The following is an 11299-nucleotide window of genomic DNA, read 5'->3' on the forward strand; positions in this document are numbered from 1 at the left end:
CCATGGCGGATGCATCCCCGAACGGTCCGACATCCGGGCGGGTTGCTGGGGAGTCCTGCGGCGGTGACGGGCCGGCGGCAGTGCGCGACTAGGTGTACCGGGCCAGCACGTTGGTAGCGCCGTTCGAGTTGTGAAGAGGAGAACCTCCGGGCTTAGTGGAGATGTCTGACGTCTGCACAACCCGGAGGTTCTCGTGTCCCACGCTAATGCTCGTCTGACCGTGCACGGCAGGCGTCTGATCGTCGAACGCCACCGACAGGGCTGGGCTCAAGCCCACATCGCGGCCGCGATGGGGGTGTCCCGCAAGTGCGTCCACACATGGATCGCGCGGTTCGAAGCCGAAGGCGACGACGGGCTGGTCGATCGCAGCAGTCGTCCCCATCATTGCCCGACGCGGGTCAGCAGCGATGTTGAGGCCGCGGTCCTCGAGCATCGACGCGCGACCCGGCAGGGCCGCGATGGTGTCGCAGCGGACCTGGGCCTTGCTCCCCGTACGGTCTCGCGCATCCTCGCCCGCCACCACATGGCCCACATCGCCGCGCTGGACCCGATCACAGGCGAGGCGATCCGCGCGTCGAAGACGACGGCGGTGCGATACGAGCGGGAGCGTCCCGGCGAACTGGTCCACATGGACGTCAAGAAGCTCGGACGCATCCCCGACGGCGGCGGCTGGCGTGGACGCGGCGAAACAGTCGCCAACCATCAATCCAGGACCGACAAGCACACCAAGGTCGGCTACGACTACATCCACTCCGTCGTCGACGACCACTCCCGCCTGGCCTACTCCGAAGTCCTCACGGATGAGAAGGGCGCGACCTGTGCCGCGTTCTTCGAGCGCGCGATCGACTACTTCGCCGCTCACGGCATCGACCGGATCGAGCAGTTGATGACGGACAACGCCTGGGCCTACCGATGGTCGCTGCGCGAGGTGTGCGCCGCCCACGGCATCGCCCAGAAGTTCATCCGCCCCCACTGCCCATGGCAGAACGGCAAGGCTGAACGCTACAACCGCACCCTTGCGACCGAGTGGGCCTACCGGCAAGTCTTCACATCGAACGACGCGCGAGCCGCAACCCTGGCACCCTGGATCGAGTACTACAACACCCGACGCCGGCATCAAGCCCTCGCAGGACTCCCACCGATCAGCCGACTGCCACCAACCTCATGACCGGGTACAACTAGGCTCGCCCCCATGCCTCACATGCTCCCGCTCGTCCACTCCGGCGCCATCGGCTCGGACCTCGCCATCGAGCAGGACCACGGCGCCATGGTGCGCCGCACCGTGCTGCCCGGCGGCGTGCGCGTGTTCACGGAGACCATCCCGGGCATGCGGTCGGCCACGCTGGGCGCGTGGGTGGGGGTCGGCTCGCGCGACGAGAATCCCGAGCATGCCGGCTCGACGCACTTCCTCGAGCACCTGCTGTTCAAGGGCACGGCCCGGCGCAGCGCGCTCGACATCGCCGAGGCCTTCGACCGCGTGGGCGGCGAGTCCAACGCGCTCACGGGCAAGGAGTTCACCTGCTACTACGCGCGGGTGATCGACCGCGACCTGCCCATGGCGATCGACGTGGTGCTCGACATGGTGACGTCGGCGCGGCTCGACCAGGCCGACTTCGACATGGAGCGCGGGGTGATCCTCGAGGAGCTCGCGATGGCGGAGGACGACCCGGGCGACGTCATCCACGAGCGCTTCGCGCAGGCCGTCCTGGGCGGTCACGCGCTCGGCCGGCCCATCGGCGGCACGCCGGAGATCATCGAGGCCGTCTCGCGCGACGCCGTCGAGGCGCACTACCGCGAGCACTACACGCCGGCCGGACTCATCGTCACGGCCGCCGGGGGAGTGGACCACGACGCGGTGTGCGCGATGGTGACCGATGCGGTGGCGAGGGGCGGCTGGGACCTCGCCGCAGCATCGTCCCCGGTGGGGCGGCGCGACCGGTTCGCGCCCGTCGAGGCGACGGCGACGCCGGAGACGCGGATCGTCAAGCACGAGCTCGAGCAGGCCCACGTGCTGCTGGGCACGCGCGGGTTCAGCGCGACCGACGACCGCCGCGCCGTCCTGTCCGTCTACAACGCGATCCTGGGCGGGGGCATGTCGTCGCGGCTGTTCCAGGAGATCCGCGAGAAGCGGGGGCTGACGTACTCGGTGTACTCGTTCGGCTCGCCCTCGACGGAGACCGGCCTGTTCGGCGTGTACGCCGCGTGCGCGCCGGGCAAGGCCGACGAGGTGACGCGCCTCCTGGGCCACGAGCTCGAGCGCATGGCCGAGGGCGTCACCCCCGGCGAGCTCGAGCGGGCGCAGGGGCAGATCGCCGGGTCGATCGTGCTGCGCCTCGAGGACTCGTACTCGCGGATGTCCCGGCTGGGCAAGGCCGAGCTGGTCTACGGCGACCTGTGGTCCATCGCGGAGATGCTCGACGAGGTCAAGGCCGTCACCGTGGACCAGGTGCAGGCCCTCGCCGCGGACATCGCCGCGCGCGAGCGCGTGTCCGTGCGCGTCGGGCCCGCGTAGGCCAACCCAGCCGGCCCGCGCATCGTCCCCGGGCCGTCCCGCGGTGGGGCGCCACTAGGGTGGTGCCATGATCAACGTCGCAGTGCTGGGCGCCTCCGGGCGCATGGGGACCCACGTGGTGAACGCGGTCGACGGCGCCGAGGACATGACCCTCGTCGCCGCGCTCGACCACCAGGACGACGTGGCCGCCGCGGCCCGGGCGGGTGCGGAGGTGGCGGTCGACTTCACCGTCCCGAGCGCCACCGAGGTGAACGTCCACGCGCTCATCGACGCCGGCGTCCACGCGGTCGTGGGCACCACCGGCTGGACGCAGGAATCGCTGCTGCGGGTCGACGAGCACCTCAAGGAGCGCCCCGAGATCGGCGTGCTCATCGCTCCCAACTTCGCGCTCAGCGCCGTGCTGTCGATGCGCTTCGCGGCCGCGGCCGCGCGCTACTTCGAGTCCGTCGAGGTGGTGGAGCTCCACCACCCCGACAAGGTCGACGCGCCCTCCGGCACCGCGACCCACACGGCGCAGGGGATCGCCGCCGCGCGGGCGGCCGCCGGCATCGCGCCCTCGCCCGACGCCACCACGCACGACCCCGATGGCGCGCGCGGCGCGGTCATCGACGGCGTCCACGTCCACGCGGTGCGCCTGCGCGGCCTGGTCGCGCACGAGGAGGTGCTGCTGGGCAACCCCGGCGAGCAGCTCACCATCCGCACCGACAGCTTCGACCGGATCAGCTTCATGCCCGGCGTGCTGCTGGGCGTGCGCGAGGTCGCCCGCCACCCCGGCCTCACCGTGGGCCTCGACGGGTACATGGCGCTGTGAGCGTGATGCGCCGCCCGGCGCTGCTCGCCGCCACGGCGATCACCGGGCTCCTGGGGATCTACATGGCGCTGGTGCTCGGGCGTGCGTTCGTGCTGCTGCGGGACGATGCGCTCACCGCCAAGGCGCTGGGCGCCGCGCTGCTGGTGATGCCGATCGTGGGCGCCTGGTACCTGTGGCACGAGTGGAGCCTGGGGTTCGCCGCACAGCGGATGGGCTCCCAGCTCGAGCAGGAGGGGCGGCTGCCGGTCCACGACGGCGCGCGCGGCGCGGGCGGTGCCCTCACCGAGGAGGCCGCGCGCGACGTCTACGAGCTGGCCCGCCGCGGCGTCGACGAGCAGCCCGACGACTGGCGGGCCTGGTTTCACCTGGCGTACGGCTACGAGGCGATGAAGGACAAGAGCCAGGCGCGCAAGGCGATGCGCTACGCCGCGGACCTGTACCGGCGGCGCTGACCCCGGTCACCCCGTCACCTCTCCACACAGAATCTTCGCTGGCCCACACACGCCTCGGCGTGTCGTCGGCGTGTCGCCGCGATATCAGCATTTTCGCGGCGGCTGCGGGCCCCGCTGTGTGGACAGGTGACGTGACCGGCGGGGAGTGCGGCGCGCGACTACAGTGCAGCGCGCGACTACAGCGCGGCGCGGTACATGAGCTCGACCAGGTCCCCCGTGGGGCCGTCGAGCGTCCTGCGCAGCCCGCCCTCGCCGAACCCGGCGGACTCGAGGAAGGCCCGGCGCGGCGCATCGTCCTCCAGGGACCAGGCGCGGGTCTCCGTGGCGCCCCGCGTGCGCAGCGTGTCGATGCACGCGGATAGTAGCCGCGAGCCGTGGCCGGCACGCCGGTGGTCGGGCGCGACCTCGAGCGCGAGGATCTCCGTGGGAGCGAGCGCGGCGAAGCCCACCACGCGCGGGCCGTCGCACGCGACGAACACCCGGTGGTCGCGGCTGGGCGGCTGCGCGATCGCCGCGGCCCACTGCGCGCGCACGTCGTCGGACGGCAGCGCGTCGACCGCGGGCCCCAGGGTCTCCCGCCAGCATGCGAGCTGGATCGCGGCGATCGCCTCCTCGTCTCCGGGGACGGCCGGGCGGGCGGAGACGTCGGCGTGGATCATGCCGACCAGCCTAGGGCCGCGCACCAGGGGCAACCGCACTAGCGTGAGGGAATGGAGGTGCTCACCACGGCGCTCGCCGCCGGAGCCGCCATCGGCACCCTGCTGATCGGCGCCGCGGTCGCGCTCATCTGGGACATCCCGCGCACCATTGTGGCCGCCATCATGGCGTTCGGCGCGGGGGTCATGCTGGCGACGCTCGCGCTCGAGCTGGTCGCCGAGTCGCGGGAGGCGGCCGGCATCAGGCCGGTGGTGATCGGCTTCGGCGTGGGTGCGGTGCTCTACGTGGGCGGCGACCGGCTGGTCGAGCGGCTGCTCTCGCGCCACGACGCTCGACACCGCTCGCGCAACATCCACTCGCGGCGCGGCACCGCCCATCCGGGCGGGGGAGGGGCCTTCGCCGTCGGCGCGTTGCTCGACGGCATCCCCGAGTCGCTCGTGATCGGCGTGCTCGTGGCGCTCACCGGCGGCTTCCCCGCGGCCATGGTGGTCGCGATCGGGCTGAGCAACATCCCGGAGGGCCTCGCGGGATCGGCGGCGATGCTGCGCGCCGGCCGGTCCAAGCGCACCATTTTGGGCCTGTGGTCGTCCATCACCGTGATCAGCATGGTCGCCGCCGTGCTGGGAACGGCCGCGCTCTCGTCCGCTCCTCCCGAGGTGCTCGCGTTCGTCGTCTCGCTCGCGGCCGGCGCGCTGCTCGCGATGGTGAGCAACGCGATGATCCCGGAGGCCTACGAGGAAGACCACTGGCTCAGCGGACTCATCGTCGCGGCCGGCTTCCTGGTCGCCTTCGTGATGAACGAGCTGTAGCCCCACCGCGCCCGGTCGAACGTTCAGGCCCAGCCGAGCGCGCGCAGCCCCGCGGCCACCGCCGCCGCGGCCGCGACCACGACGATGAACGGCGCCCGCCGCCACAGCAGCACCGCCGCGACGGCGATGGCCGCCACACGCGCGTCGAGCGCCAGCGCGCCCTCCGAGGTGAACGCCTGCACTCCGGTCAGCGCGGCCAGCAGCGCGATGGTGAGGTACCCGGCCACGCGGTGGACGCGCGGGTGCTCGAGCCATGCCTCCGGCACGGTGTGCCCGGCGAGCTTGGTGAGCCACGCGAGCAGCCCCGCGCCCGCGATGGCGACCCACATCCATGCGTACGCGCTCACTCGGGCACCGCCTCACGGGGCTGCCCCCAGCCGGCGACCACGGCGACCAGCGCGGCCACGAGCACCGGCACTCCCGCCGGAGCCACGGGGGTGAGCGCGAGGGCGATCAGCGCGGCGGCGCCCGCGACCGCCCGCGCGCGCCGGGAGCCGAGTCGGGGCCACACCAGGGCGAGGAAGGCGGCGGCCGCGGCGGCGTCGAGGCCCCAGTCGGACGGATCGCCGATGCGCGAGCCCAGCAGGGCGCCCACCAGCGTCACCGCGTTCCAGCCCAGGAAGACGCCCACCCCGGTCCACCAGAAGCCTGCGCGGCGCGCCGGCAGATCCTCGTGGGGCTGCGCGAGCGCCACCGCCGTGGACTCGTCGATGGTCACCTGCGCGGCCCACGCGCGGCGCCATCCGCGCATCGGCCGCAGGATCTGTGCGAGCCCGATCCCGTAGAACCCGTTGCGCAGCCCCAGGAACGTGGAGGTCGCGATCGCGGCCGCGGCGCCGCCGCCCGCGCCGATCACCCCGACGAACGCGAACTGCGACCCGCCCGAGAACACCAGCAGCGACAGCGCGAGCGTCTGCCACACGTCGAGGCCCGCCGCCACGGACAGCGCGCCGAAGCTCAGCGCGTACGCGCTCGTGGCCAGCGCCACGGAGATCGCCTCCTGGCGGGCGGTGGCGAGGGCGGCGCGGGGCACGGGCGCCATCCTCTCAGGGGCCGCGTCCCAGGAGGTGCTCACTGCCCGAAAACGCCGATTCTGAGCACTGAGCACCTCCTGGGACGCAGGAGTGGGGGCGTGGGCACTGAGCGCCTCCTGGGACGCAGAAGCGGGAGCGTGGGCACTGAGCACCTCGTGGGACGACGGAAGCGGGGCGGGACGCAGGAGCGGGACGCAGGGACCCAGAAGCGGGCGCCCCGTCAGCCGCGCAGGAACGTGAGGAAGCGGTACCCGAGCCCCGTGCTCGACACCGCGGGGGGCGTGGAGTCCGCAACCGACCAGCCCTCGTCCAGCACGGGCGCGTACGTGTCGCCCTCGGTCTCCAGGTCGATCTCGGTCACCACGATCTGGTCCGCGACGCGCACCGCCTCCGCGAACAGCGCCGCGCCTCCGATGATCCACACGTCCGTCCCCGGCGAGAGCGAGGCGGCCGTCTCCAGGGCATCGTCCAGGGACGATGCGGTGGCCGCCCCCGCGAAGGACGCGCCGGAGCGCGTCACCACCACGTTGACTCGGCCGGGCAGCGGACGGAAGCGGGGCGGCAGCGACTCCCACGTGCGCCGTCCCATGACGACGGCGTGGCCGCGCGTCAGCGCCTGGAAGTGGGCGAGGTCCTCGGGCAGGTGCCAGGGCATGTCGCCGTCGCGACCGATCACGGGGCGCCCCTCCGCGTCCCGCGCCTCCGCCCAGATCGCCTTGATCATGCGCCCGCCTCCAGGAGCCGCATGCCCGCGGCCGTCGCGGCCCGGCGATCGAAGGTGACCGTGGCGGCGCACCCCGCGCGCGCGGACGCCTGCGTGATGAGGGCGTCCGCGAAGTCCGCTCCGCGGGCGGTCGCGGTGAGGGCGGCCCGGACCGCGTCGGCCGCCTCGACGACGATTCCCCGGGTGGTCAGCAAGGTCTCGAGGATCGCGGCGCGCTCCTCCGCAGGGCTGTGAAAGGCCGTGCCGAGCACCCACCACAGCTCGCACAGCACGATCTGCGAGACGAAGGCAGTCTCGCGATCGCCCAGCCCCTCGAGCACGGCGGCCGCGGCGGCGGCCTGCGGCTCGTCGTCGCGCGCGAGGTAGCGCACCAGGACGTTCGTGTCGAGGCCGATCACCGGTTCGCCTCGCTGACACCGCGGCCGATCGCCTCGTCCATGTCCTCGACGGTGAGCGGGGTGGCGGGGGCGCGGTGGGCGAGGGCGCCGCGCAGCACGGTGATGGAACCGTTGGCCGGCCGCACCTCGAACACGCCGGGCGCGATCTCCGTGAACTGGATGCGATCGCCGGCGTGGAGGTCGAGGGCCGCGCGGACCTCGACCGGGATGGTGACCTGGCCCTTCGACGTCAGTGTGGCTGTCGGCATCTCTCCACCTTACGCTTGCGCAGAATCCTTACGCAATGCCTTACTTCGCCGGGCGTCTGCCTCGCCCCGCGGCCGTGGCTCACACCGCCACCGGCGCCTTGATGCCGGGGTGGTGCTGGTAGTCCTCGATGACCACGTCGTCGATGTCGTAGTCGAAGAGCGACTCCCGCTCCGCGAGCCGCAGCGTGGGGTAGGGGTACGGCTCGCGCGAGAGTTGCCGCTCCACCTGCTCCATGTGGTTGGAGTAGATGTGGCAGTCGCCGCCGGTCCACACGAAGTCCCCGACCTCGAGCCCGGTCTGCGCCGCGATCATGTGGGTGAGCAGCGCGTAGGACGCGATGTTGAAGGGCACTCCCAGGAACAGGTCCGCCGAGCGCTGGTACAGCTGGCACGACAGTCGGCCGTCGGCCACATAGAACTGGAACAGGGCGTGGCACGGCGGCAGCGCCATGTCATCCACGAGCGCCGGGTTCCAGGCCGACACGATGTGCCGCCGCGAGTCCGGGTTGGTCCGGATCGATGCGACGACCTTCGCGATCTGGTCGACGTGACCACCGTCGGGCGCGGGCCAGGAGCGCCACTGGTAGCCGTACACCGGCCCCAGCTCGCCGTCCGCGTCCGCCCACTCGTCCCAGATGGAGATCCCGCGCTCCTGCAGCCACCGCACGTTGGTGTCGCCGCGCAGGAACCACAGCAGCTCGCCCACGATCGAGCGCACGTGCACCTTCTTGGTGGTGATGAGCGGGAAGCCCTGCGACAGGTCGTAGCGGATCTGGCGGCCGAACACGGACCGCGTGCCCGTGCCGGTGCGGTCGGACTTGACCGTGCCGGTCGCGAGCACGTCGCGCAGCAGGTCCTCGTACGGGGTGGGGATCGAGGTCACGCCCAGCACTCTACGCGCGCCCTCCGACACGCACGGGCAGGCGTGCGGGGAGCCGGGGGAGAGGCCCGCGCAGGAGGGACGATGCACGGATTGCGGGCCCCGCCCAGGTCCGCTCGGGACCGTCGCGGGGTAGGTTGAGGAGCATGACTGCACACCGCCCCTTCGGCACCGTCCTCACGGCGATGGTGACCCCGATGCACGAGGGAGGCGCGCTCGATCTGGAGGCCGCCCAGGCCCTCGCGCGCTTCCTCGTCTCCCGAGGCTCCGACGGCCTGGTCCTGTCCGGCACCACCGGCGAGGCCCCCACGACCCACGCCCCCGAGAAGGCCGACCTCCTGCACGCGGTGCGCGAGGCCGTCGGCCCCGACGTCACGGTGCTCACCGGCGCCGGCTCCAACGACACCGCGCACGCGGTGCGCATGGCCGAGCAGGGCGAGGAGGCCGGCGCCGACGGCATCCTCGCGCTCACCCCGTACTACTCCAAGCCCACGCAGGCGGGCGTCGTCGCGCACTTCCGCGCGATCCTGGGCGCCACCGGCCTGCCCGCGATGCTCTACGACATCCCGGGCCGCACCGCGCTCGCGATCTCCGACGAGTCCTACGACGAGCTCGCCGCGCACCCGCGCGTGGTGGCCGTCAAGGACGCGACCGGCAACGTCTCGCAGGCCAAGGAGCGCATGGCGCGCACGGGTCTCGCCTGGTACTCCGGCGACGACCCGCTCACGCTCGACTTCCTGCGCGCCGGCGCCGTGGGCGTCGTCTCCGTCTCCAGCCACGTGGTCTCGCGCGAGATCGCCGCGATGATCGCGGCGCACGACGCGGGCGACGCCGACGAGGCCGACCGCATCCACGCGTCGCTCCTGCCGGTCCACGCCGCGATGTTCACCGGCCCGGGCGCGACCAACGCCAAGTCGGCCGTGCACCACCTGGGCGTGATCGGCAGCCGGGCCATGCGCCTGCCGCTGCTGCCCAACAACCCCGCGGAGCACGACGCGCTCGTCGCCGCCCTGGCCGTGGCGGAGGTGGCCGCGTGAGCTTCGTCCACGACCTGCCCCAGCCGCCCGCGCTGAAGCCCGGCACCCTGCGCCTCGTCCCGCTCGGCGGGCTCGGCGAGGTGGGCCGCAACATGCACACCCTCGAGATCGACGGCCGCATCCTCATCATCGACTGCGGCGTGCTGTTCCCGGAGGACCACCAGCCGGGCGTCGACCTCATCCTCCCGGACCTCGACTACCTCGAGGACCGCCTGGACGACATCGAGGCGATCGTCCTCACGCACGGCCACGAGGATCACATCGGCGCCGTGCCCTACCTGCTGCGCATGCGCCCCGACATCCCCATCCTGGGCTCGCAGCTCACGCTCGCCTTCATCGAGGCGAAGCTCAAGGAGCACCGCATCACGCCCGTGACCCTCGCGGTCAAGGAGGGCCAGGTGGAGCAGCTGGGCAAGTTCGGCCTCGAGTTCGTGGCCGTCAACCACTCCATCCCGGACGCGCTCGCGGTCATGGTCCGCACGGACGCCGGCACCGTGCTCAACACCGGCGACTTCAAGATGGACCAGCTGCCGCTCGACGGCCGCATCACGGACCTGCGCGCCTTCGCCCGCCTGGGCGAGGAGGGCGTCGACCTGTTCATGGTCGACTCGACCAACGCCGAGGTCCCCGGCTTCACCACGGCCGAGGTCGAGATCGGCCCGGTCCTGGACCGCCAGTTCGCGGAGGCGACCGGGCGCATCGTCGTCGCGTCCTTCGCCAGCCACGTCCACCGCGTCCAGCAGGTCATCGACGCCGCCGAGGCGCACGGCCGCAAGGTGGCCTTCGTGGGCCGGTCGATGGTCCGCAACATGAACATCGCGGCGGAGATGGGCTTCCTGCGCGTGCCCGACGGCATCCTCGTCGACCCCAAGCAGGCCGACCAGATGCCGCGCACCCACGTGGTCTACATGTCGACCGGCTCGCAGGGCGAGCCCATGGCGGCGCTCAGCCGCATGGCCAGCGGCGACCACAAGGTCGAGGTGGGCGAGGGGGACCTGGTGATCCTCGCATCGTCCCTGATCCCGGGCAACGAGAACGCGGTCTTCCGCGTCATCAACGGCCTCATGCGCCTGGGCGCGACCGTGGTCCACCAGGGCAGCGCGCGCGTGCACGTGTCCGGCCACGCCAGCGCCGGCGAGCTCATCTACTGCTACAACATCCTGCGCCCCAAGAACGTCATGCCCATCCACGGCGAGGTGCGCCACCTGCTCGCCAACGGCGCGCTCGCGGTCAAGACCGGCGTGCCCGAGGAGAACGTGGTCTTGGTGGAGAACGGCGCCGTGATCGACCTCAAGGACGGCGTCGCGCAGGTCGTGGGCGCGGTGGACTTCTCCAACGTCTACGTGGACGGCTCGTCCGTGGGCGAGATCACGGAGACCGAGCTCAAGGACCGCCGCATCCTGTCGGAGGAGGGCTTCGTGTCCGTCTTCGCCGTGGTCGACTCCTCGAGCGGCCGGGTGGTCTCCGGGCCGGAGGTCCACGCGCGCGGCCTCGCGGAGGACGATGCGGTGTTCGCCGCGATCCTGCCGAACATCAAGGACGCGATCGAGGAGGCGGCGAGCGGCGGCAAGGCCGACTCGCACCAGCTCCAGCAGGTCGCGCGCCGCGTGCTGGGCCGCTACGTGGGCACCAAGCTGCGCCGCCGTCCGATGATCATCCCGGTGGTCGTCCAGGCGTAGCCGAGCCTCGCCGCGAGGGTCGCCCGGGGAGCCTCCGCGCCACCCGGGACCCTCGCGG

General features: G+C 72.4%; 14 protein-coding genes. 7 read left to right on the forward strand and 7 right to left on the reverse strand.

Features of this window, described 5'->3' with window-relative positions; translation table 11 throughout:
• The first annotated feature begins 193 nt into the window (after positions 1 to 193).
• From AOM03_RS00685 to AOM03_RS00700, 4 genes are all read left to right on the forward strand, one after another.
• Positions 194 to 1168, forward strand: coding sequence for an IS481 family transposase (locus tag AOM03_RS00685; protein ID WP_082091989.1), 975 nt, complete (start codon positions 194 to 196; stop codon positions 1166 to 1168).
• A gap of 24 nt (positions 1169 to 1192) precedes the next feature.
• Positions 1193 to 2512 (forward strand): M16 family metallopeptidase, encoded by a 1320-nt coding sequence (locus AOM03_RS00690; RefSeq protein ID WP_062377284.1) that lies wholly within the window; start codon positions 1193 to 1195, stop codon positions 2510 to 2512.
• 67 nt (positions 2513 to 2579) lie between these two features.
• Positions 2580 to 3323 carry a 4-hydroxy-tetrahydrodipicolinate reductase gene (gene dapB, locus AOM03_RS00695; protein WP_062377286.1) on the forward strand — a complete coding sequence of 248 codons (744 nt, stop codon included), beginning with the start codon at positions 2580 to 2582 and terminating at the stop codon, positions 3321 to 3323.
• A complete protein-coding gene (locus AOM03_RS00700; protein ID WP_082091990.1) occupies positions 3320 to 3775 on the forward strand; it encodes a hypothetical protein in 456 nt (151 codons plus the stop codon). Before dapB ends, AOM03_RS00700 begins: the two co-directional genes overlap by 4 nt.
• A 176-nt stretch (positions 3776 to 3951) precedes the next feature.
• On the opposite strand, the gene AOM03_RS00705 is transcribed toward AOM03_RS00700, so the two are convergent.
• On the reverse strand, positions 3952 to 4434 hold the full coding sequence (locus AOM03_RS00705) for a GNAT family N-acetyltransferase (RefSeq protein WP_062377288.1): 483 nt from the start codon (positions 4432 to 4434) through the stop codon (positions 3952 to 3954).
• Positions 4435 to 4485: 51 nt separating this feature from the next.
• Between AOM03_RS00705 and AOM03_RS00710 the strand changes: the two genes are divergently transcribed.
• Positions 4486 to 5241: a ZIP family metal transporter gene (locus AOM03_RS00710; protein ID WP_062377290.1), complete on the forward strand. Its 756-nt coding sequence runs from the start codon at positions 4486 to 4488 to the stop codon at positions 5239 to 5241.
• Between the two features lie 23 nt (positions 5242 to 5264).
• On the opposite strand, the gene AOM03_RS00715 is transcribed toward AOM03_RS00710, so the two are convergent.
• The 6 genes from AOM03_RS00715 to AOM03_RS00740 form a co-directional block, all read right to left on the reverse strand.
• The gene (locus AOM03_RS00715; protein WP_439645008.1) at positions 5265 to 5588 is read right to left on the reverse strand and encodes an AzlD domain-containing protein; all 324 of its coding nucleotides are present in this window, start codon (positions 5586 to 5588) and stop codon (positions 5265 to 5267) included.
• Positions 5585 to 6283, reverse strand: a complete 699-nt coding sequence (locus AOM03_RS00720) for an AzlC family ABC transporter permease (protein WP_062377292.1) — start codon at positions 6281 to 6283, stop codon at positions 5585 to 5587. The genes AOM03_RS00715 and AOM03_RS00720 overlap by 4 nt, the downstream gene beginning before the upstream one ends.
• A gap of 212 nt (positions 6284 to 6495) precedes the next feature.
• Positions 6496 to 6999: a dihydrofolate reductase gene (locus AOM03_RS00725; RefSeq protein WP_062377295.1), complete on the reverse strand. Its 504-nt coding sequence runs from the start codon at positions 6997 to 6999 to the stop codon at positions 6496 to 6498.
• Positions 6996 to 7397, reverse strand: coding sequence for a type II toxin-antitoxin system VapC family toxin (locus tag AOM03_RS00730; protein ID WP_062377297.1), 402 nt, complete (start codon positions 7395 to 7397; stop codon positions 6996 to 6998). Before AOM03_RS00730 ends, AOM03_RS00725 begins: the two co-directional genes overlap by 4 nt.
• Positions 7394 to 7645 carry an AbrB/MazE/SpoVT family DNA-binding domain-containing protein gene (locus AOM03_RS00735; protein ID WP_062377299.1) on the reverse strand — a complete coding sequence of 84 codons (252 nt, stop codon included), beginning with the start codon at positions 7643 to 7645 and terminating at the stop codon, positions 7394 to 7396. Before AOM03_RS00735 ends, AOM03_RS00730 begins: the two co-directional genes overlap by 4 nt.
• Before the next feature lie 79 nt (positions 7646 to 7724).
• Entirely contained in the window at positions 7725 to 8528 is an 804-nt protein-coding gene (locus tag AOM03_RS00740) for a thymidylate synthase (protein WP_062377301.1), read from the reverse strand.
• 143 nt (positions 8529 to 8671) lie between these two features.
• Here AOM03_RS00740 and dapA point away from each other — a divergent pair, with 143 nt between their 5' ends.
• Both dapA and AOM03_RS00750 read left to right on the forward strand, forming a co-directional pair.
• A complete protein-coding gene (dapA, locus tag AOM03_RS00745; RefSeq protein WP_062377303.1) occupies positions 8672 to 9562 on the forward strand; it encodes a 4-hydroxy-tetrahydrodipicolinate synthase in 891 nt (296 codons plus the stop codon).
• Positions 9559 to 11241 (forward strand): ribonuclease J, encoded by a 1683-nt coding sequence (locus AOM03_RS00750; protein WP_062377305.1) that lies wholly within the window; start codon positions 9559 to 9561, stop codon positions 11239 to 11241. The genes dapA and AOM03_RS00750 overlap by 4 nt, the downstream gene beginning before the upstream one ends.
• Positions 11242 to 11299: the final 58 nt, after the last annotated feature.

Origin of the sequence: Demequina pelophila, assembly GCF_000971175.1 — a bacterium.
Classification (GTDB): Bacteria; Actinomycetota; Actinomycetes; order Actinomycetales; family Demequinaceae; genus Demequina; species Demequina pelophila.

Excerpts from the sequence above, each read along its gene's own strand:
- AOM03_RS00710 (WP_062377290.1), top strand. The coding sequence starts at position 4,486 with ATGGAGGTGCTCACCACGGCGCTCGCCGCCGGAGCCGCCATCGGCACC.
- dapB (WP_062377286.1), top strand. The coding sequence starts at position 2,580 with ATGATCAACGTCGCAGTGCTGGGCGCCTCCGGGCGCATGGGGACCCAC.
- AOM03_RS00690 (WP_062377284.1), top strand. The coding sequence starts at position 1,193 with ATGCCTCACATGCTCCCGCTCGTCCACTCCGGCGCCATCGGCTCGGAC.
- AOM03_RS00735 (WP_062377299.1), bottom strand. The coding sequence starts at position 7,645 with ATGCCGACAGCCACACTGACGTCGAAGGGCCAGGTCACCATCCCGGTC.
- dapA (WP_062377303.1), top strand. The coding sequence starts at position 8,672 with ATGACTGCACACCGCCCCTTCGGCACCGTCCTCACGGCGATGGTGACC.
- AOM03_RS00725 (WP_062377295.1), bottom strand. The coding sequence starts at position 6,999 with ATGATCAAGGCGATCTGGGCGGAGGCGCGGGACGCGGAGGGGCGCCCC.
- AOM03_RS00705 (WP_062377288.1), bottom strand. The coding sequence starts at position 4,434 with ATGATCCACGCCGACGTCTCCGCCCGCCCGGCCGTCCCCGGAGACGAG.
- AOM03_RS00720 (WP_062377292.1), bottom strand. The coding sequence starts at position 6,283 with ATGGCGCCCGTGCCCCGCGCCGCCCTCGCCACCGCCCGCCAGGAGGCG.